The organism is Cobetia sp. PDI-12MA, from assembly GCF_059507695.1.
Genome location: NZ_CM183351.1, coordinates 2,989,364 through 3,008,452, shown reverse-complemented (window position 1 = coordinate 3,008,452; position 19,089 = coordinate 2,989,364). Strand labels below are relative to the sequence as shown.

Sequence of the window (19,089 nt, the reverse complement as noted above, 5' to 3'; positions counted from 1 at the left end):
CTTGGATTTGGCGCGGACTGTCACTATATTGCCCGCGCCTTGACGTATTCACGCAGGGAAAACTTCCCCTCCCGACGATATCCGCACCTTGCGGCATTGGCTGATCGCTGACTGGCGGCCGGCCGAGGATCTGGTCATGCCCCGTCATCTGCTGTTGATGTCCCTTGCGCCCCTGCTCGGCCTTGCCTTGCTGGGGATCGGTAACGCCATGCTGACCTCGTTGGTCCCGTTGCGGCTGTCTGCCGCCGGTGTCTCGAGCGAGGCGATCGGCCTGATCAGCTCGGCCTACTATCTGGGCCTCGGGCTCGGCGCGCTGGTCAACGACCGCCTGCTGCTGCGCATCGGCCATATCCGCGCCTATGCCGGCTTCGGCTCGCTGGTGGCGGTCGCGGCTCTGGCCATGGGGTTGGGCGATCACCCGGTGGTGTGGTTCCTGCTGCGCATGATGATCGGCTGGTCGCTGGTCGGGGTGTATCTGGTCATCGAGAGCTGGCTGCTGAGCGCTGCCGATCCCGCTGTGCGCGGGCGTCTGCTGGCGCTCTACATGATCGTGCTCTATGGCGCGGGGGTGCTCGGTCAGCTGCTGCTGGGCGTGACTGCCATGCTGAGCCTCGAGGCGGCCTTCATGCTGGTGGCGATGCTGGCGGCGGCCTCGGTATTGCCGCTGGTGCTGCTGCCGCGTGTCTCGCCGCTGATCGAACAGTCCGAGCCCCTGAGCCCGTGGCGCCTGATTCGCATCACGCCGACAGGCGTGTTCGGCTGCCTGGCCTCGGGGCTGGTGGTGGCGGTCATCTATAGCCTGCTGCCTCTGGCGTTGGGCGATGGCGGTATCCTGAGCACCGCGGAGATCGGTCAGCGCATGGCGCTGGTGATTCTCGGCGGCATGCTGCTGCAATACCCCATCGGCCGCTGGTCTGACAGCCACGATCGCCAGCAGGTGCTGATCATCCTGTCGATCGCCATCGTCGGCTTCGCCGCCTTGCTGATGGGGCCGGCGCGCGAGGGCATCGCCCAGCTGACGGTGCTGTTCCTGCTCGGCGGTGCCGCCTTCACGCTCTATCCGGTGGCGGTCAGCCATGCCGCCGACCGTGCGCCCGCCGGTGCCCTGGTGCGGATGAGTCAGGGCCTGCTGTTGATCAATGCGGTGGGGTCGACCCTGTCACCGCCGGCGGTATCGCTGCCGATGGCCGAGATGGGCGCGATGCCCGGCATGGCGCTGAGTCTGGCGGTGATGGGGGGCGGCATGCTGCTCTTCTTTGTCTGGCGGCGTGTGATGCGTCCGGCGCCGCAGCCGTTGGCGCCCTTCGAGACCCATGCTCCGCAGACACCGCTGGGCACCGAGCTTGTGGTCGGGCCTGAACTGGTCGAGGCCGCCGAGGAGCACCTGCGTGACGCCGAAGCCGATGACCCGCTGGTCGAGGTCACGCGTGAGCTGGTCGCTGATATGCCGGAGCTGATCACGGAGGCCTCACTGGACAGTCTCGAGGAGATCGAGGTCAAGGAGGAGCAGGCGCTGCACGACGAGCAGGCCTTGAATGATGAGCAAACATTGCAGGTTGTGCAGGCCTCGCAGGACGCGCAGCGGCAGGGGCCGCCACGCGATGACGCGCCGCTGGCGCGCGGCTGAGGGCCACTGGCGCGGTGCTGTCCAGACCTGTCTGGCCGGGACTTCCCGCCCGGGAATCAGCGTGCGGGATCGACCAGGTTGCCCTGTGAGCTGTTGCGCCGGAACCAGCCGGTGACACTGGCGCGCGCCTGATGCGTCGGCAGCACCTCATGGGGGATCTGCTCGGAGAGGAAGCACACGAAGGTGCCGGCCTCGGGGGTGACGCGTGCCATTTCGCTGCTGTCATCCTCGGGGTCGTAGAGCACGATCTCGCCGCCGCCATCGCGCGGCCAGTCCTCATTGAGATAGAGCACGCTGGAGATCAGGCGGTTGCCGCGGCCGCGAAAGCTGTCGAGATGCTTCTTGTAGAAGCTGCCGACCGGATAGTGGGCGAAGTGGGCCTCATACTCGAACAGCCCCAGATAGAGGGCGCGGTTGAGCTCATCCTTGAGCACGTTCATCGCTTCCAGGTAGGCGCGCTGGGCGCGTGAGTTGCGGTCCAGCCAGCGAATCGCGTCGCCACGGATGTCCGGGCGCAGATCATGCTCGCGCCCGCGACCGATACCCGCCGCTGTCAATTGCTGCCGCGTCTCCAGCGCCGTCAGTTCATCATTGAGCTGAGCGATGACCTGCCGCGGCAGGAAGTCGGGGCGCACGCTGTAGCCATGCTCGACCAGTTCATCGATCAGCAGGTTGAGTGCGACAGGGTCCAGCAGTGGGGCGGGTGCAGGTGCAGCGGGCATCAGGCGCTCCGAACGGGAAGTGGCGTGGCATCGTGGGCGAGGAGTTATAGTCCAGTGCCATTGTCGGTGCAATATCGTCGGGGCAATGGCAGTGCTGCAAAGCCATCAGGGCAATGGCGAGCCGCTCGGCGGGAACACACCTTGTCTGGTTCAGCTGCTCAGGAGCTCAGTAGCTCAGGAGTTCAGGATCTTGAGCTTCAGGGCCGAGGCGGCACGGGGCGCGGCGGCAGATGGCGCAGCGGGGCACCGGGCGGTGGCGCTGCCTTGAGGCTCACGGCATGGCCGAAGCCGATGGCCATCAGTTCGACCAGCATCATCGAAGACAGTCCCCACAGTACCTGGTCGGCCACACGATAGCTGGGCACGTACCAGGTCTCGTCACCGACGGTGATCACGTCGGTATGCTCGCGCTCGTCTCTCAGCAACATGCTCAGCGGCATCTCGAAGATCTGCTCGATCTCGCTGGGGTCCGCGCGCAGCGGCAGGTCGGCGGGAATGCGTCCGACAAAGGGCGTGACACGCATGCCGTGCAGGGAAATCACGTCGCTCAGCTGGCCGAAGACCTCCACGGCGCTGGGCGGCAACGCGACTTCTTCCTCGGCTTCGCGCAGCGCGGTGGCCAACAGGTTGCTATCATCGGGTTCGGCCTTGCCGCCGGGGAAGGCCACCTGGCCGGGATGCTCGGTGAGATGGCTGGCACGCCGCGTCAGCAGCAACGTCGGTTCGGGACGATCGATCAGCGCGATCAGGACGGCGGCGCGTGGCAGCTGGTGGTCAGTCGCGAGGGGGTGATGTGCTTGCAGGCGTTGGCGCAGGGCTTCTAGCATGTCGTTTCCTCGTAGTCATCCATCATGTGGCGCGAGGGTCCTGCCGGTCAAGGCGACTGCCATGCCGCCGGGCCCACCGCGCAGCGAGGAAGCGGAGACGGGATGTCACTGAAGGGCGCCTTGAGATTTCATGGGAGAGCGAATGAATTATTGCAGTCACTGTGGTGAAACGGTGCGTCTGGCAGTGCCGCAGGGCGATGATCGTCTGCGCTACCTGTGTGACAGCTGCGGCACCATCCATTATCAGAATCCGCGCATCATCGCGGGCACCTTGCCGGTACAGGACGGCAGGGTGTTGCTCTGTCGGCGTGCCATCGAGCCGCGGCTGGGGTATTGGACCTTGCCGGCCGGCTTCATGGAGAACGCCGAGACCACCAGCGACGCCGCTGCTCGCGAGACACGGGAGGAAGCCGGCGCCGAGGTCAAGCTGCAGGGGCTCTATACGTTGATCGACCTGCCGCATATCAATCAGGTCTACATGCTGTTTCGGGCCGAGCTGATCAGCGACTACTCGGCGGGCGTCGAGAGTCTCGAGGTGGCGCTGTTCAGCGAGGAGGAGGTTCCCTGGCAGTCGCTGGCCTTCCCGACTATGGAAGTCACGCTGCGCCGCTACTTCGAGGATCGCCGCCACGGCGAGGGTGACGAGCATTTCCCGCTGCATCTCGAGCAGATCGACCTGGAAGCCCGCGAGCACTTCTTCAACACCACCTTCCTGCCCGCGAGCTAGATCGTCTGGCCATTGCTGACCTCGCGTGCCTCGTTCTTCGGGGGACGCGGGGTCAGAACGTTTCCAGTCGCCAGCAATCGAAGGCGACTTCTTCATAGGGATGGGCGTCGCGCAGCGCCGCCACGGCAGCGGCGATGAGCGAATCGTCACATACCAGCTCTATCTTCAGTTCGGCGACGCGCTCCAGCGTGCCGCAGGTCCCGATATGCGGATTGGCGCTGGCCAGTGGCCGAAACTGGCCGGTGCCGCGTGTCTCGAAGCAGCAGGCCTCGTAGTCGCCGATGCGCCCTGCACCGGTGGCAAAGACGGCTTCCTTGACGTGTTCGGCGTCATTCTCCGGGACGAAGAACGCAAGCTTGTACATCGGATGACTCCTGGCAGAAGGGTGAGAGGGCGCTGTCATCAGGTGGCCCTGATCGACAGGGGGGCGTCAAGCGTGGCAACGGATGCTGGCAGTGCCTGCGTCGCGCTCCCGGATGATGGCATAATGCGCGCTGCAACGGCCAAGGACATCGCCATGCTCAAATGGATCAATATCTCACTGCTGCTGCTGCTGGCACTGCTCCAGTATCGGCTGTGGTGGGGCGAAAATGGCATCACCGAATTATTCGATATTCGCGCACGCGTGCAGCAGCTGTCCAAGGAAGATGCGGTGCTGGACAACCGCAATCAGCGACTCGGTGCGGAAGTGGTCGACCTCAAGAATGGTCTGGCGGCCATCGAGGAGCGTGCACGCAATGACCTCGGCATGGTGCGCAAGGACGAGCAGTTCCTGTGGGTGCCCAATGTCGCGGTGCCGGAACGCAAGGCGCCATCACCCGATGAAGTGGCGGACGGTGCGCTGGAGGGCAAGGGCCTGGAAGGCGGGCTGCCCAAGGTGATCACGCCATGATGCCGACAGACGCCTCGCGCGAGCCCCGTCTGTGGTATCTGGTGCCGGCCGCCGGCGTGGGCAGCCGCATGCAGGCCGACCGGCCCAAGCAGTATCTGGAGCTGTCGCCCGGCGGCTGCGTGCTGGAGGCGACGCTGGCGACGCTCAAGCGCGCGCTGCCCGAGGCAGGGCTCTGTCTGGTGCTGGGCGCCGACGATAGCTATTTCACGCCGTCGATGGTGCCGTGGCAGGACTGGCTGCGCGCCGATGGCGGCAGCGAACGTGCCGACAGCGTGCTGGCGGGCCTGGATTGCCTGAGCCGCCACGCCCATGACGATGACCTCGTGCTGGTGCACGATGTCGCGCGTCCCTGCGTTCGCGAAGCCGATATCCATGCGCTGGTCGCGACCGCTCGCCGCAGTGCCGATGGCGCCATCCTCGCGGCCCCCGCCAGCGACACCATGAAACGCGCCGCGCCGGCCGTCGACTCGCGTCCGCATGGCGATGGCGGTGGCGATGAAGAGCGTGCGCCGAGCATCGCGCACACCGAATCCCGCGTCGGCCTGTGGCATGCCTTCACGCCGCAGGCCTTCCCGTTGGGCCTGTTGCGACGGGCGCTGCGTGAAGCGCTTGGGGAGAACCCCGCGCTCATCACGGATGAGGCCTCGGCACTGGAGGCCTGTGGCCGTGCCCCCGTGCTGGTCGCCGCCGCCCGCGACAATCTCAAGATCACCCATCCGGAAGACCTCGCCATGGCGCGCCTGCTGCTGGCCGCGCGCGAGGCGCTTCCCGATAGCCCCCGGACGTCTGCCTGACATGACTGAGCAATCTGCAACACCCGCTGCTGCCACTTCCTCCGCGCAATCTGCGACCTCTCCCCAACAGGCTGGCCATGTGCCGATGGCACTGCGCATCGGCCACGGCTTCGATGTGCATCGCTTCGGCGATGGCGATCACCTGATGATCGGGGGCGTGAAGATCGCCTACGAGCATGGCTTCGTGGCGCATTCCGACGGTGACGTGCTGCTGCATGCGCTGTGCGATGCGCTGCTCGGCGCCTGTGCCATGGGCGATATCGGCAAGCATTTTCCGGACACCGACAGCGAGTGGTCCGGCGCTGATAGCCGTGACCTGCTGCGCCATGTGATCGGGCTGGTCAATGCCGCCGGTTTCGGGGTCGGCAATGTCGATCTCACCGTGCTGGCGCAGGCGCCGAAGATGGCGCCGCACATCCAGGCGATGCGGGAAGTGATCGCCGAAGACCTGCGCGTGCCGCTGGCGGTTGTCAACGTCAAGGCCACCACCACCGAGCGGCTCGGCTTCACCGGTCGCAAGGAAGGCATCGCCGCCGAGGCCGTGGTGCTGCTGGGCGCGCTGCCAGCCGCGGGCGGAGCCGAGCATGTCTGAAGTGAATGACATGTCTGAGTCGCCCGAGGCGAATGCGCTGTTTGCCGAGGCGCTGGCGGCACTGGACGCTGCGGGCAGCGAGGCGTGGGTCAAGGAAGCCGAGTTGATGCAGCGCTGGCCGCATGCGCATGGCGGCCCGCTGGGAGCAGGCGACTTCCGCCACACGCCCGAGGACTTCCGGGTCACCGAGCTGATGGACTTCGTGCCCGAAGGCCACGGTGAGCATCAGTGGCTGTGGGTCGAGAAACGCGGCCTGACCACCGATGAGCTGTGCCGTGAACTGGCCAGCCTGTGCGAGGTCGCGCCGCGTGATATCGGCGTAGCCGGTCTCAAGGACAAGCAGGCGATCACCCGGCAGTGGGTCTCCGTGTGGTTGCCGGGGCGTGAAGCGCCGCAGGATCTCAGCGATGCGTTGGCCGAGAAGGGCGTCCGCGTGCTGGCCAGCGTGCGTCATCCGCGCAAGCTCAAGCGGGGCGTGCATCGCGGCAACCGATTCGCGCTGCGTGTCAGCGGTGAGGCCGTCGCGCATCCCGAGTTCGAGGCGCGCTGGCAGACGCTGATACGCGATGGTGTGCCCAACTATTTCGGGCCGCAGCGCTTCGGTCATCAGGGACATAATCTCGGTCGGGCACGTGCCGTGCTGGTGCGTGGCTGGCGCAAGCGCGATGACCGCAGCGGCATGCTGCTGTCGACCGCGCGCAGCTTCCTGTTCAATGAGGTGCTGGCTGCGCGCCTCAAGGCGAATTGCTGGGCGACGGCGTTGAGCGGAGAGGTATTTGCGCTCAACGGGACGGGCTCACGCTTCATCACCGACGGCAGCGAGTCGGCCGAGACGCTGGCGCAGCGTCTGGCGAGTGGCGATATTCATCCCACTGGCCCGCTGTGGGGCACCGGGCGTGCGGAGGCTCATGCGCAGGTCGCCCAGCTCGAGCAGGTCCTGGCCACGCGTTGGCCACAGTTGTGCGAGGGGCTCGAGAAGGCCGGCGTCAAGACGGAGCGTCGTCCGCTGCGCCTGATGCCCGGCAAGCCGCGTCTGGAGTGGGATATCACGCCAGAGCAGGCGCACGCCGAAGGCAGTGAGGCCAGCGTCTGGCTGCATTTCGATCTGCCGCGCGGCAGCTTCGCGACGGGCCTGTTGCGTGAACTGATCGCCCACCCGCTGCTGTAGTGCCGTCAGGTGACATGACGACTATCCGATGATTCGCAAAGGAGTGAGATGATGCGCAGGATTCTGCTTTCCAATGATGATGGCGTGCACGCTCCGGGGCTCAAGGCGCTGCATGACGCGCTGGCCGGGCAGGCACGCATTCGTGTGGTCGCGCCGGACCGTGACCGCTCAGGAGCCAGCAACTCGCTGACGCTGAGTCGGCCGTTGTTGCTGTCCGCGATGGAGAACGGCTTCTACAGCGTCGACGGCACACCCGCGGATTGTGTCTATCTGGGCGTCAATGGCGTCTGGGACGAGAAGCCTGACATCGTGATTTCCGGCATCAACCATGGTGCCAACCTGGGCGATGACGTGCTGTATTCCGGCACAGTGGCGGCGGCGATGGAAGGGCGCTCGCTGGGCATGTCGGCAATCGCGATGTCACTGTGCGGCAAGACCCACTTCGAGACCGCCGGACGCGTGGCGGCGAGCCTCGTCGGCGCGGCCGAGACTCTGGCATTGCCGCCGCGCTCGTTGCTCAACGTCAATGTGCCGGATGTGCCGTGGAGCGAGATTCGCGGCTTTCGCGTCACGCGTCAGGGCCATCGTGGCCCAGCGGGCGCCCCGATCGAGGTCAAGGACCCGCGTGGCCGCACCCGCTACTGGATCGCGCTGGCCGGCGATGGCATCGATGATGGTGACGACACCGACTTCGCCGCCATCGCGGCGGGCTATGTGTCCATCACGCCGTTGATGACGGACCTCACCTCCCATGGGGCGCGCCATGATGTAGCGCAGTGGCTCGAGGCGTTGACCTGAGCGATGCAGCGCCAGGCAAGGCTCAAGATTTCGCTGTGAAGTCCTCGCTCGACAGGATATGAATCAAGACCATGAAGGACGCGTATCAGAACGCTTTCCCGCTTGCGCAGTCAGACAGCGCAGCGGGAATCGCCGGGCCCTTGCATCTCAGGCGACCGGACACGGCGCAGCTGAGCGGTATCGGCATGACGTCCCAGCGCACGCGAGACCGCATGGTGGCGCGCCTGGAGGATGCCGGCATTCGTGATGAGCGGGTGCTGGAGCTGATGGCCAGTGAGCCGCGTCACCTGTTTCTCGATGAGGCGCTGGCGCACCGTGCCTATGAAGATACCGCCCTGCCGCTGGGGCAGGGGCAGACCCTGTCCCAGCCTTACATGCACGCCCGCATGACGGAGCTTGCCCTGGCGCAAGCACCGCGCCCGCGCGAAGAGTGTCGGGTGCTGGAGGTCGGCACCGGTTCGGGCTATCAGACATTGCTGCTGGCGCGTCTGTTCGCTCGGGTGTCTTCGCTCGAGCGCATCGCCGTGCTGCATGCCAGGGCCGTTCAACGCCTTGGCTGGTTCGGGCTCGACAATGTCGAGTTGCGCCATGCCGATGGTGGCCATGGTTGGCAGGACGATGACTCGGCATTTGATCTGATCGTGGTGACCGCCTGCGCACCGCATCTGCCGCAGGCGTTGTTGAAGCAGTTGGCCCCGCAGGGGGTGATGATCGTGCCATTGGCCGAGGACGACAGTGACCGTCAGTGGCTGACACGAGTGCGCCGCGTCGGCGACACTCAGGATATTCAGCGGTTCGAGGCCGTGCGCTTCGTGCCGTTGCTCGAGGGAGTGATCAGGTGAAACGAGCTTTGAGCGTGTTCTTCAAGGGCGCTGGCATGGGGGCGGCGGATGCCGTGCCCGGGGTATCAGGCGGCACGATTGCCTTCGTGACCGGCATCTATGAAGAATTGATCGAGTCCATCAAGCGCTTCGGCCCCTCCGCCATCGGCGTATGGCGTGAGCAGGGCTTCAAGGCGCTGTGGCAGCATTTGAATCTGGCCTTTCTGCTGCCGTTGGTCGCTGGCATCTTCGCCAGTCTGATCAGCGTGGCGCATCTGGTGACCTGGTTGATGGAGGCGCAGCCGCTGCTGCTCAATGCCTTCTTCTTCGGGCTGGTAGTGTGCTCCGGGGTGGTGGTCGCGCGGCGTATCACCACCTTCCGGATCGGGTATCTTGTGTGGTTGGCGCTGGGGCTGGTGCTGGCCAGCAAGTTGCCCAGCCTGTTGCCTGCCGCCACCGATGCCTCCTGGGTGCTGGTGGTCGGCGGTGCCATCGCCATCAGTGCCATGCTGCTGCCGGGCGTTTCCGGCAGCTTCCTGTTGCTGACCATGGGCCTCTACGGCACGGTGATGACTGGCATCAAGAGCTTCGATCTGCAGCTGATCGTGCTGTTTGGCAGCGGCTGCACCATCGGGCTGTTCACCTTCTCGCGTTTGTTGTCGTGGTTGTTTCGTCATCATCACACCGCGACACTGATGCTGCTGACGGGCTTCATTCTCGGCTCGCTGCCGGTATTGTGGCCGTGGCGCACCATCACCGATTATCGTCTGGGGCCCAAGGGTGAACAGGTTCCGCTGGATTACCACTTCATGATGCCGGATACCTACACCAGTGTGACCGGTGAGCCTGCCCAGCTGTGGGCGGCACTCGCCCTGATGCTGGCCGGCGTATTGCTTGTCTGGTTTGCCGGAGAACGCTCCGGCCCGGATGACGACTCCAGCAATTCCCGCAAGGAGCAGGAACATGCGTGACAGGATGGACAAGGGAATCAAACTGACGTTGGCAGGTCTGGCGCTGGGTGCGCTGACAGCCTGCAGCACGGCGACCACTCGCCCGCAGGTTCAGGACCTCAACGCCGGCAATGCGCGTATCACCTCCGACACCTATACCGTTCAGCGCGGTGACACCCTGTATGGCATCTCCTGGCAGAGTGGCCAGGATTTCCGGGATGTGGCGCGCATGAACGGCTTGAATCCGCCCTACACCCTGCAGCCGGGGCAGACGCTGCGTCTGGACCCCAATACCCAGCTGCCGGCGAGTGGGGCGGGCGCTTCCGGTACGAGCGTCGCCTCGAGCGGTGGCGTCGTTGCCACGCCGATGGGCGGGGGCAGCGATGGTTCGATCGCCGGCGGCAGCGAACTGCCGGACTGGCTGGCGCCGGATGAGTCCGCCATGGCTCAGCAGCAACAGCGCACCAGCCAGGCCCAGTCGCTGACGACCGGCTCGAGTGGCGTGTCATCGGCCGCCACCGGGGCCGCGGCGGCGGCCGGGCTGGGGCCTGTCTACCAGGAAGGCAGTGAAGAAGCGCTCGCCGAGACGGCGCGCAACGCCGCCAATGACAGCGCAGAGCAGGTCAGCAGCGGTGCTGCGCAGGCCAGTAGCTCGGCTAGTCAGACAGCCAGCCAGACGGCCAGCGAGGCAGCTGCCAGTGCGGCCGCCGCCCAGGCCGAGGCGCGCAAGGCCGCCAAGGAAAAGGCCGAGCAAGCCGCCGCTGCCGCCGCGGCAGAGCGCGAGAAAGCGGCCGCTAGCGTGAAAAATGAGGCTGCCAAGGTTGAAAAGGGCGCCAACGTCGCTGGCGAAACCGCCAAGGCTGCACCGGCCAAGAAGACCTATGTTCCGGTAAAAAACGTTGACTGGCAGTGGCCTACGCAAGGCGAGATCATCGGCAAGTTCGGTGAGTCCGAGAGTGTCACCGGCGGCATTGATATCGCTGGTCAAAAGGGGCAACCTGTCAAGGCAGCAGGGCCGGGAATCGTGGTCTACGCCGGAAGCGGAGTACGTGGTTACGGTAACCTCATCATTCTCAAGCACAACGACCGCTATTTGAGCGCCTACGCCCACAACGACACTTTGCGTGTATCAGAGAACGATGTGATCGACGCCGGACAGGTCATCGCCACTCTGGGAGCCACTGACGCTGAACGTGCGCAGCTGCACTTCGAGATTCGCGAGGATGGGCAGCCCAAGGACCCATTGAAATTCCTGCCTAAACGCTGATTCCCACCGCTGCCACAACAACAAGTTCCTGGCACCAGACCAGAGACAACGGGGTATCGACATGAGCATGCTGGAAAAGGATATCGATCAGGCTGAGGTTGAGTTGTCCCTTGAGGATGTCGAGGAGGACGACGATACGCTTGAGGCAGAAGCGGAAGAGGCGGCATTCGAACGCGCCTTGAATCGTGAAGAGCGCAAGCACTACCAAAGCCTGGATGCGACCCAGATCTACCTCAACGAGATCGGTTTTTCCCCGTTGCTCAAGCCCGAGGAGGAGGTCTACTTCGGGCGCCTGGCACAGGCGGGCGACCCCGCCGGCCGCCAGCGCATGATCGAGTCCAACCTGCGTCTGGTGGTCAAGATCGCGCGGCGCTATCTGAACCGTGGTCTGTCGCTGCTCGACCTGATCGAGGAGGGCAATCTGGGGCTGATCCGCGCGGTGGAGAAGTTCGACCCTGAGCGCGGCTTCCGTTTCTCGACCTACGCCACCTGGTGGATTCGTCAGACCATCGAGCGGGCGCTGATGAATCAGACGCGCACCATTCGTCTGCCGATTCATGTCGTCAAGGAACTCAACATCTATCTGCGTGCCGCGCGCCAGCTGACCCAGAAACTGGATCACGAGGCCACCGCGGAGGAGATCGCCGACTTCCTGGACAAGCCGGTCGATACCGTCAAGAAGATGCTGGGGCTCAATGAACGCGTGTCATCCGTCGACTATCCGATGGGCGGCGAGAGCGACAAGCCGCTGATCGAGACGATCGCCGACGAGAATGACACCAGCCCGGAGTCCAGTCTGGTGGATGTCGACGTCAAGGCGCATGTCGATGAGTGGTTGGCGGAGTTGACCGAGAAGCAGATGGAAGTGGTGGTGCGTCGCTTCGGGCTGCGTGGTCACGAAGCCGCGACGCTGGAGGAAGTGGGCGAGGAAATCGGTCTGACGCGGGAGCGGGTCCGTCAGATTCAGGTCGAGGCGCTCAAGAAGCTGCGACGCATGCTCGAGAAGCAGGGGTTGACGCTCGAATCCATCTTCGAATGATGCGCGGGCACCCTCGTCATGGCTGTCGGTGCCTTGATGCAGGTTGCCAGTGAAAACGGCCCGCTCGTGATTTGAGTGGGCCGTTTTCATATTGTGTCATCATTATACTGGCAGAGTGGGGTGTTCTGACGTTCGAGCGCAGGGTGCTCCCTGACATTGTTGTCAATTTGGAAACGCTGTATCGTGCAATAAAGTTAGCCAACTAACTGGACGCCCAAATGGGTGGCGATTAGACTAAGGCCACTTTTTCACGACTCGCTTGAGCAGGGCTGAGGCAGTAGTCCAGCCGATGTGTGAGCTACCTTTTACCTTGTCCTGGTGCTTTCGAGGCGCCATGCAGGTCACGACTGTCACTGATCAGGAACAACGCATACATGGCCAACATTCGCATACTGCCACTGGTGCTGGCGATGGGTTTTGCGACCCAGGCTCAGGCTGCCAATCTGCTCGACATCACCCGTGATGCATTGACCCACAATGCCAGCCTGTCCTCCTCTCGCTCGCTCTATCAGAGCGTCGAGGACAATGAGCGTATCGAGCTTGCTGACCTGTTGCCCCAGATCACTGCCACGGGGACCGTGTCGCGTACCGATGTCACCGGCAATTCCCAGAGCGGCACCGAGGGCGATTACACCGACAGCAACATCGTGGTCAACGTGAACCAGCAGCTGTTCGATGCCGCCGACTGGTATGAGCTCGCGACCAGCAAGGACACCACCCGTCAGCAGAAATTGCTGCTGGATTCCGATCAGCAGCAGCTGCTCTATGACGTGGCGTCTGCCTATTTCACCATTCTGAACAATCGTGATGTGCTCGATGCGCGTATTGCTCAGGAGAAGGCCTTTTCCCGCCAGCTGGACCAGGCCAATCAGCAGTTCGAGGTCGGTTTGATCGCGATCACGGATGTGCAGGAAGCCAGGGCATCCTTCGATGATGCGCGCGCCCAGCGCATCGCGGCCGAAGCCGATCTCCAGGTCAGCTTCGAGGCCCTGCAGCAGTTGACGGGCCAGCAGTACGATTCCATCGATGGCCTGGAAGAAGATCTGGCGATCGAAGCGCCGGTGCCGGCCAGCCGCAGCAAGTGGGTCGAGATGGCATTGTCCAACAATCCGCTGATCGGTGCTGCCAAGAAGGGTGTCGATGTCGCCAGAGGCGATGTGAAGACCTCCCGCGCAGGCCACCTGCCGGAAGTCGGCGCCTTCGCGACCTACTCCTACGATGAAACCGACATCGATACTGCCGGGGGGTATCAGGAATACAACCAGATCGGTATCCAGGCCTCCCTGCCGATCTATACCGGTGGCCGCACCTCCGCCCAGGTACGTCAGAGCACTCATCTGCTCGAGCAGAGCCAGTACGACCTGCTCGACCAGCAGCGCTCCACCACCCAGAGTGTGCGCTCGCTCTACAGTCAGGTGCGCAGCGACGTCCTGACCGTCAAGGCGCGAAAGCAGGCGATCGTCTCCAGCCGCAGTGCACTGGAAGCGACTCGCGCCGGTTATGAAGTCGGCACGCGCAACATCGTCGACGTGCTGGACGCCGAGCAGACCCTGTATCAGGCGCTGGCGGACTACGCCTCTTCGCGTTACACCTATGTGCTTGATCTGCTCAACCTGCGTCAGGCGGCAGGTATCATCGATATCAACAGCGTGCGTGACCTCAACGAGAGCCTCAAGGCAGATCGTCAGGTATCACTGGTGCTGAATGATGAGAGCTCCGACGAGCTGGAAAACGCGACGCCCTGATCGTTCCGCGCTGGCTGTCGCCACGTACTGCATGCACCTCCACAGGCCCTGCCTGCGGGGGTGCATGCATTTTGGGAACATGCGTTTGAGGGCATAAATTGGTCAGGCCACTGATCGCCAGGCATGTGTTCATCAGGCAAGTGATGACTAGCCAGAAAGGCGCCGAAAATCAGCGTGCAAGGGCAGCGCGGCCTGGAAGCAGGTGGCTTCGTGGCGGTGTTGGTCTAAAATCCTGTATTTATTTTGACAGGTAGTGGTTTCTATCGGTGATCTGGGGAAAGTTTGGTGGTTTGCAGCGTGACCTGACGGCGATGATGGCAAATAATTGAGGGGCTTGCTCTGCTGTCTGTCATCTTCCCCTATCACTCTGGAGTCCCCTCATGTCCCGCCCACTGCGCGCTGATATTGATCTCGATGCATTGCGTCATAATTATCAGCTGGCCTGCGAGCTGGCGCCGCATTCGCGCGCCCTGGCCGTCATCAAGGCGGACGCCTACGGGCATGGTGCGGTGGCGTGCGCGCAGGCACTGGCGGATCTCGCCCCCGCCTTTGCGGTGGCCACGATAGAGGAGGCGCTGGTGCTGCGGGCCGGCGGCATCTCTCATCCGGTCGTGCTGCTTGAGGGGGTGTTCGAGGCCGCGGAGTACGCCTTGGCGGCCGAGCATGACTTCTGGTGCGCCATCCACAGCGAATGGCAGTTGGCGGCCCTCGAACAGAGTGAGCTTGCGCAGCCGCTGTCCTGCTGGATCAAGTTCGACTCGGGGATGCATCGTCTCGGTTTCACGGCGGAGCAGGTGCTGGACGCCAAGGCGCGCCTCGAGGCGTGTGGCAAGGCGCGTGACCTGCACCTGATGACGCACTTCGCCAGCGCTGATAGCCTGACACCGGACTACTTCCAGCAGCAGATGGCGGCGGTGACGGCTTTGGCGGCCGATGCGGGGCTACCGCTGTGTCTGGCCAATTCACCGGCGACGCTTGCCTGGCCAGAGACGCATGCGGCTTGGAACCGCCCGGGGATCATGCTCTACGGGGCAGATCCGCTGGAAGGCGCCAATGACGCCAGCCGGCGTCTGAAGCCGGTGATGACGCTGTCTTCGGCCATCATTGCCGTGCGTGAGATCGCCATCGGCGAGCCGGTAGGGTACTCGGGCCGCTTCGTGGCGACGCGTCCGACGCGTATCGGTGTCGTCGCCTGCGGCTATGGTGATGGCTATGACCGCCACGCCGTGGATGGCACGCCAGTACTGGTGGATGGTCAGGAAACGGTGCTGGCCGGCAAGGTGTCGATGGACATGCTGACGGTGGATATCACCGACCTGCCCGAGGCGGGAGTCGGTTCACGGGTGGTGCTGTGGGGCGAGGGGCTTGAGGTCAATCGCGTCGCCGCCAGCTGCGATACCATCAGCTATACACTGCTCACGGGGCTGCTGCCGCGCGTGCCCAGACACTACCATGGCGGTGTTGGCAGTGTGGCGGACGACCAGGATGTCGCGCAATTGGCCAGCGCTCAGCCGCTGGATACGCACGCCTGACCTGACGGCAAGGCTCGCGCGGTCTACAATGGCCGCCGTTGCCCGTCGAACGAGAGAGTCATGGCCAAGAAGAGCTATCCCGAGAGTTTTGCACACCCCCGCTACTGGCTGACCTGGCTGGGCATCGGTGCCATGAAGGCTTCGGCCTATCTGCCCTGGTGCGCCAAGTTGTGGCTGGGGCGTGGCCTGGGTGAGCTGGCATGGCGCTTCGGCAAGCGTCGTCGTCATATCACCGACACCAACCTCAAGTTGTGCTTTCCCGAGTGGAGCGAGGCGGAGCGCGCGCGTCAGGTACGCAAGACCTTCCACGCCAACGGCATCGGTATCTTCGAGACGGCCACCGGCTGGTGTCGTGATCCTGAGCACATGCGTGATCGCGTGACCTTCAAGGGGCAGGGGCACATGGAGCGCGCCATGGCCCGGGGTAAGGGGGCGCTCATCGTGGGCATCCACTTCTCGACTCTGGATCTGGGCGGCGCACTGCACTCGCTGTTCTTCCCGGCCGATGTCGTCTATCGCCCCCACGACAACCCGCTGTTCGAGCGCTTCATGACCCGTGCGCGCAATGGCATCTTCGGCACCGCCATCGATCGTCACGACCTGCGGGGTGTGGTACGTCGCATCAAGAGTGGGCATGGCGTGTGGTATTCACCAGATCAGGACTTCGGTCGCGAGGTCAGCGTGTTCGCGCCGTTCTTCGGCATCGACGCCGCCTCCATCAAGCTGACGGCCAAGATCGCCCGCATGACGGGCGCGCCGGTGATGCCCTTGATGTTCCACCGCAATCCGGACAATCGTACCTATACGCTGGAGTATCTGCCGGCGCTGGACGACTTCCCAAGTGGTGATGACGTCGCCGATGCCACGCGCATCAACGCCTTCATCGAAGGGGCGATCCGCAAGCATCCCGAGCAGTATCTGTGGCTGCACCGTCGCTTCAAGACACGCCCCGAGAAAACCGATCCGTCCCTGTACTGAGGTGAACCATGAGCAACGACATCTCTTCTCACGTCACCCTGGCCGAGGTGGAAGCGCGGCTGGCCGCTGGCGATACCTTCGTGCTCAATCAGGTCGCGGAATGGTGCCCGGATTGCACCGAACGTCAGCGCCCGGCACTGCCTGTCTTCGAGGCGGCGCTTGCCCGTGGCGGTCTGCCACTGGTGACCTTATGCGTGCAGCAGACCCGTGGGGTCTATCTCAGCGATGCACATGCTCAGCTGAGTGAGCGCATCGGCGGCGCGGGCTATCCGCGCACCTTGCTGGTTCGCCATGGCCAGCCGGCGAGCCTCGACAGTGGATTGAACCGCGTCGAGGTGATGAGCGAGCCTGATCTCGTCGCCTACGCCGAGGCCTTGATCGCCGCACTGTAGACCGACACCCCTGGCATCGATCTCCCTCTACTGTCAGGGATGACGCGAGTGATGCACAGCAAAGACCCCCGTTCGGCGAGATGCCGAACGGGGGTCTTTGCTGTGTAAAGCGGCACCCGACAAGCAACATCACCTGCCCGAGCTGCATGCGTGCGGTCAACCGAGTGCCGCCTGTCGTGTACCTATTACAAGATGTGCGGATGACGGGACAGGCTTTCAACCCATCAGAAGGGCTGGGGAAAATTCTTTTACTGAACTGCGACATCATGTTGACAAAGCTTTAGTTTATTACCATCTTGGCAATAACGAGTCAGGTGGCTGACACGCCTCCTGATCGCCGTTTTCAGCACTCTGGAGTGCGCCTGAGGTGTCATCCGTCAGGGTCTGACTCCGCCGCGACAATTCTCACATGACATAAGGAACTGACATGCTCAACTACGCCATCATCTTTCTGATCGTCGCTGTCATTGCCGCAGTGCTGGGCTTCGGCGGCATCGCCGGCACCGCAGCGACCATCGCCAAGGTCCTGTTCGTGATCTTCCTGGTGCTGTTCCTAGTGTCCTTCTTCAAGAGCCGCCGCAAGCCGTGAGGCTCTGATTCCCTGCCACGGGTCAGATTGACGGCAACCGGGTGCAAGCCCGCCATGTGATCGGATGGACGACTTTGAGACAGTACGGCTCACGGACAGCATGACTCACAGACAACAACGCCCGCGATGGTGATCGACCGTCGCGGGCGTTGCTCGTTCAGGCGCTGGCCTTTTCACCACTGAGGGCTGGGCAGATTCAGGCGATGGTGGCCGGCCTGCAGGCCATGCTCGATGAAGCGGCGATCCACCTCGAATTCGGCCTGGACGAGAATCGCCTCCACCACCTTGTCGGCATGCTGTTGCAGCAGCACCAGATGGCCGTATTGCGCACCCATCAGCGACAGGGTCTTCAGCAGCTCCAGCAGGGCCAGGCAGATCGAGAGGTCGTCACGGCCATAATGCAGAATCGGCGTGATGGAGCGGTAGAGGAGGCTTGCGAAGGACTCCATCTGCCAGCTGACGCGGACGGCCTTGTGATCATCCACGCAACAGTTGCACAGCGGTACCGACATGCGCTCGCTGAGCAGCTCCGTCAGCTGGTGCATGCACAGCCGTGCCGTGCCGGGGTCATTGATGCCGGGCGACAGCGCCTTGATGGCGACTTCCATCAGCTGGGTCAGGCCGTGCTCGTGCAGGTCCTCGACGGACTCCCCATCCAGATAGCCAAGCGCGGCACGCAGGTTCTTGATCAACACGGCCTGTTGCTCTTCATCGAGCTCTTCCCCTGCCGTCGCGCCCTCTGGCAGGCCGTTGGGCCACTCGATGCGCATCAAGGGCATGCCGCTGACGATGAAGGCGCCCAGCGCGAAATCCAGATGCACCACCATGTCATGCTTGATGGCCAGCTGGCGCAGCGCCGAGAAGTCGACCTGCTGGATGTAGCCACGCCGGCGTGCCCGCAGCAGCTGGCATTGGTCGTCGTCACGGCTGACCTCGCGCTCGCAGAAGCCATCGTCACGATTGCGCTCACGCAGGCGCTCCAGGGAGAGGCGAGTACGACCGGACAGGCGCCGAGCAACGGCGTTGATCTGCACCGACTGCGAGACCTGATGGATGAAGTAGACGAACATCCCCAGGCAATTGACCATCATCAGCACGCCCAGATAGACGGCCAGCGAGCGCCACAGGGTCGGGGAGTCTCCCGTATTGGGCACCATCAGGTTGACCAGCAGGAACAGCAGACTGCCCAGGTAGTGGCCGAGCACCAGCTGGTGGTGGCGCTCGGTCACCAGGCCCAGCAGCAGCTTGTGGGAGAACTGCGCGCCTGCCTGGGTTAGCACGCTCATCACCATGGTGAAACTGAAGACCATCAGCGAGATCAGGCCGCCGACCAGCGCCGCCAGCAAGGTGCGCGGGGTGTCATGTTCCTTGAAGGTCAGTGCTTCGAAAAAGTCGCTGTTCGGCAACGAGGAAGGATCCGGCAGCCCGGAGGGCATCACCGAGATCAATCCCAGCAGGGTATAGACCATGGCCAGCATGCTGGGGAGATAGGCGATGCTGGTGGTCCAGGTTCGCAGCCACATGAGGGGGTGCTGTAGCCAGCGATTCATAGACGATTCCCGAGCGGATGAATTGGCAAGCTCCTGTTATGACGGCTCGCGCCGATCACTGCAAGTCAGCATGACGTGC

General features: G+C 63.7%; 20 protein-coding genes. 16 read left to right on the top strand and 4 right to left on the bottom strand.

The features are described from left to right. Positions 1-136: 136 nt before the first annotated feature. On the top strand, positions 137-1,627 hold the full coding sequence (locus AC5WNI_RS12855; RefSeq protein WP_217485786.1) for an MFS transporter: 1,491 nt from the start codon (positions 137-139) through the stop codon (positions 1,625-1,627). Positions 1,628-1,683: 56 nt separating this feature from the next. Here AC5WNI_RS12855 and AC5WNI_RS12850 read toward each other — a convergent pair whose 3' ends face one another. Together AC5WNI_RS12850 and AC5WNI_RS12845 are read right to left on the bottom strand one after the other, a co-directional pair. Beyond that, complete coding sequence (locus AC5WNI_RS12850; RefSeq protein WP_285461233.1) at positions 1,684-2,349, bottom strand: 2OG-Fe(II) oxygenase; 666 nt, start codon at positions 2,347-2,349, stop codon at positions 1,684-1,686. Between the two features lie 197 nt (positions 2,350-2,546). Next, entirely contained in the window at positions 2,547-3,176 is a 630-nt protein-coding gene (locus AC5WNI_RS12845; protein WP_175088517.1) for a CoA pyrophosphatase, read from the bottom strand. Positions 3,177-3,318: 142 nt separating this feature from the next. Between AC5WNI_RS12845 and AC5WNI_RS12840 the strand changes: the two genes are divergently transcribed. Beyond that, positions 3,319-3,903 (top strand): NUDIX hydrolase, encoded by a 585-nt coding sequence (locus AC5WNI_RS12840; RefSeq protein ID WP_175088518.1) that lies wholly within the window; start codon positions 3,319-3,321, stop codon positions 3,901-3,903. 52 nt (positions 3,904-3,955) lie between these two features. Here the strand turns inward: AC5WNI_RS12840 and AC5WNI_RS12835 are convergent, their stop codons facing one another. After that, on the bottom strand, positions 3,956-4,267 hold the full coding sequence (locus AC5WNI_RS12835; protein WP_166018843.1) for a YqfO family protein: 312 nt from the start codon (positions 4,265-4,267) through the stop codon (positions 3,956-3,958). 123 nt (positions 4,268-4,390) lie between these two features. Here AC5WNI_RS12835 and ftsB point away from each other — a divergent pair, with 123 nt between their 5' ends. From ftsB to AC5WNI_RS12765, 14 genes are all read left to right on the top strand, one after another. Then, positions 4,391-4,795 carry a cell division protein FtsB gene (gene ftsB / locus AC5WNI_RS12830; protein WP_225347115.1) on the top strand — a complete coding sequence of 135 codons (405 nt, stop codon included), beginning with the start codon at positions 4,391-4,393 and terminating at the stop codon, positions 4,793-4,795. Further along, on the top strand, positions 4,792-5,589 hold the full coding sequence (locus tag AC5WNI_RS12825; protein WP_254626982.1) for an IspD/TarI family cytidylyltransferase: 798 nt from the start codon (positions 4,792-4,794) through the stop codon (positions 5,587-5,589). Before ftsB ends, AC5WNI_RS12825 begins: the two co-directional genes overlap by 4 nt. Before the next feature lie 85 nt (positions 5,590-5,674). Further along, the gene (gene ispF / locus AC5WNI_RS12820; protein ID WP_175088667.1) at positions 5,675-6,181 is read left to right on the top strand and encodes a 2-C-methyl-D-erythritol 2,4-cyclodiphosphate synthase; all 507 of its coding nucleotides are present in this window, start codon (positions 5,675-5,677) and stop codon (positions 6,179-6,181) included. Beyond that, on the top strand, positions 6,174-7,349 hold the full coding sequence (truD, locus tag AC5WNI_RS12815; protein ID WP_348994674.1) for a tRNA pseudouridine(13) synthase TruD: 1,176 nt from the start codon (positions 6,174-6,176) through the stop codon (positions 7,347-7,349). The genes ispF and truD overlap by 8 nt, the downstream gene beginning before the upstream one ends. Positions 7,350-7,400: 51 nt before the next feature. Then, the gene (gene surE, locus AC5WNI_RS12810; RefSeq protein ID WP_043331401.1) at positions 7,401-8,147 is read left to right on the top strand and encodes a 5'/3'-nucleotidase SurE; all 747 of its coding nucleotides are present in this window, start codon (positions 7,401-7,403) and stop codon (positions 8,145-8,147) included. 185 nt (positions 8,148-8,332) lie between these two features. After that, entirely contained in the window at positions 8,333-8,989 is a 657-nt protein-coding gene (locus AC5WNI_RS12805) for a protein-L-isoaspartate(D-aspartate) O-methyltransferase (protein ID WP_254626994.1), read from the top strand. Then, positions 8,986-9,939, top strand: coding sequence for a DUF368 domain-containing protein (locus tag AC5WNI_RS12800; protein ID WP_495928544.1), 954 nt, complete (start codon positions 8,986-8,988; stop codon positions 9,937-9,939). Before AC5WNI_RS12805 ends, AC5WNI_RS12800 begins: the two co-directional genes overlap by 4 nt. Then, positions 9,932-11,185: a peptidoglycan DD-metalloendopeptidase family protein gene (locus AC5WNI_RS12795; protein ID WP_495928543.1), complete on the top strand. Its 1,254-nt coding sequence runs from the start codon at positions 9,932-9,934 to the stop codon at positions 11,183-11,185. The genes AC5WNI_RS12800 and AC5WNI_RS12795 overlap by 8 nt, the downstream gene beginning before the upstream one ends. Before the next feature lie 61 nt (positions 11,186-11,246). After that, positions 11,247-12,224: an RNA polymerase sigma factor RpoS gene (rpoS, locus tag AC5WNI_RS12790; protein ID WP_043331399.1), complete on the top strand. Its 978-nt coding sequence runs from the start codon at positions 11,247-11,249 to the stop codon at positions 12,222-12,224. Between the two features lie 374 nt (positions 12,225-12,598). Beyond that, positions 12,599-13,969 (top strand): TolC family outer membrane protein, encoded by a 1,371-nt coding sequence (locus tag AC5WNI_RS12785; protein WP_495928542.1) that lies wholly within the window; start codon positions 12,599-12,601, stop codon positions 13,967-13,969. Between the two features lie 380 nt (positions 13,970-14,349). Next, complete coding sequence (gene alr / locus AC5WNI_RS12780; RefSeq protein WP_495928541.1) at positions 14,350-15,501, top strand: alanine racemase; 1,152 nt, start codon at positions 14,350-14,352, stop codon at positions 15,499-15,501. Between the two features lie 60 nt (positions 15,502-15,561). Further along, positions 15,562-16,479 carry an LpxL/LpxP family Kdo(2)-lipid IV(A) lauroyl/palmitoleoyl acyltransferase gene (lpxL, locus tag AC5WNI_RS12775; RefSeq protein ID WP_495928540.1) on the top strand — a complete coding sequence of 306 codons (918 nt, stop codon included), beginning with the start codon at positions 15,562-15,564 and terminating at the stop codon, positions 16,477-16,479. 8 nt (positions 16,480-16,487) lie between these two features. Next, positions 16,488-16,871 carry a TlpA family protein disulfide reductase gene (locus AC5WNI_RS12770; protein WP_285461243.1) on the top strand — a complete coding sequence of 128 codons (384 nt, stop codon included), beginning with the start codon at positions 16,488-16,490 and terminating at the stop codon, positions 16,869-16,871. A 427-nt stretch (positions 16,872-17,298) separates the two neighbouring features. Continuing rightward, positions 17,299-17,460 (top strand): DUF1328 domain-containing protein, encoded by a 162-nt coding sequence (locus tag AC5WNI_RS12765; RefSeq protein ID WP_043331394.1) that lies wholly within the window; start codon positions 17,299-17,301, stop codon positions 17,458-17,460. A 173-nt stretch (positions 17,461-17,633) separates the two neighbouring features. Here the strand turns inward: AC5WNI_RS12765 and AC5WNI_RS12760 are convergent, their stop codons facing one another. Beyond that, the gene (locus tag AC5WNI_RS12760; RefSeq protein ID WP_175088525.1) at positions 17,634-18,983 is read right to left on the bottom strand and encodes a DUF2254 domain-containing protein; all 1,350 of its coding nucleotides are present in this window, start codon (positions 18,981-18,983) and stop codon (positions 17,634-17,636) included. Positions 18,984-19,089 lie beyond the last annotated feature (106 nt).

Excerpts from the sequence above, each read along its gene's own strand:
- AC5WNI_RS12855 (WP_217485786.1), top strand. The coding sequence starts at position 137 with ATGCCCCGTCATCTGCTGTTGATGTCCCTTGCGCCCCTGCTCGGCCTT.
- AC5WNI_RS12850 (WP_285461233.1), bottom strand. The coding sequence starts at position 2,349 with ATGCCCGCTGCACCTGCACCCGCCCCACTGCTGGACCCTGTCGCACTC.
- AC5WNI_RS12845 (WP_175088517.1), bottom strand. The coding sequence starts at position 3,176 with ATGCTAGAAGCCCTGCGCCAACGCCTGCAAGCACATCACCCCCTCGCG.
- AC5WNI_RS12840 (WP_175088518.1), top strand. The coding sequence starts at position 3,319 with ATGAATTATTGCAGTCACTGTGGTGAAACGGTGCGTCTGGCAGTGCCG.
- AC5WNI_RS12835 (WP_166018843.1), bottom strand. The coding sequence starts at position 4,267 with ATGTACAAGCTTGCGTTCTTCGTCCCGGAGAATGACGCCGAACACGTC.
- ftsB (WP_225347115.1), top strand. The coding sequence starts at position 4,391 with ATGCGCGCTGCAACGGCCAAGGACATCGCCATGCTCAAATGGATCAAT.
- AC5WNI_RS12825 (WP_254626982.1), top strand. The coding sequence starts at position 4,792 with ATGATGCCGACAGACGCCTCGCGCGAGCCCCGTCTGTGGTATCTGGTG.
- ispF (WP_175088667.1), top strand. The coding sequence starts at position 5,675 with ATGGCACTGCGCATCGGCCACGGCTTCGATGTGCATCGCTTCGGCGAT.
- truD (WP_348994674.1), top strand. The coding sequence starts at position 6,174 with ATGTCTGAAGTGAATGACATGTCTGAGTCGCCCGAGGCGAATGCGCTG.
- surE (WP_043331401.1), top strand. The coding sequence starts at position 7,401 with ATGCGCAGGATTCTGCTTTCCAATGATGATGGCGTGCACGCTCCGGGG.
- AC5WNI_RS12805 (WP_254626994.1), top strand. The coding sequence starts at position 8,333 with ATGACGTCCCAGCGCACGCGAGACCGCATGGTGGCGCGCCTGGAGGAT.
- AC5WNI_RS12795 (WP_495928543.1), top strand. The coding sequence starts at position 9,932 with ATGCGTGACAGGATGGACAAGGGAATCAAACTGACGTTGGCAGGTCTG.
- rpoS (WP_043331399.1), top strand. The coding sequence starts at position 11,247 with ATGAGCATGCTGGAAAAGGATATCGATCAGGCTGAGGTTGAGTTGTCC.
- AC5WNI_RS12785 (WP_495928542.1), top strand. The coding sequence starts at position 12,599 with ATGGCCAACATTCGCATACTGCCACTGGTGCTGGCGATGGGTTTTGCG.
- alr (WP_495928541.1), top strand. The coding sequence starts at position 14,350 with ATGTCCCGCCCACTGCGCGCTGATATTGATCTCGATGCATTGCGTCAT.
- lpxL (WP_495928540.1), top strand. The coding sequence starts at position 15,562 with ATGGCCAAGAAGAGCTATCCCGAGAGTTTTGCACACCCCCGCTACTGG.
- AC5WNI_RS12770 (WP_285461243.1), top strand. The coding sequence starts at position 16,488 with ATGAGCAACGACATCTCTTCTCACGTCACCCTGGCCGAGGTGGAAGCG.
- AC5WNI_RS12765 (WP_043331394.1), top strand. The coding sequence starts at position 17,299 with ATGCTCAACTACGCCATCATCTTTCTGATCGTCGCTGTCATTGCCGCA.
- AC5WNI_RS12760 (WP_175088525.1), bottom strand. The coding sequence starts at position 18,983 with ATGTGGCTGCGAACCTGGACCACCAGCATCGCCTATCTCCCCAGCATG.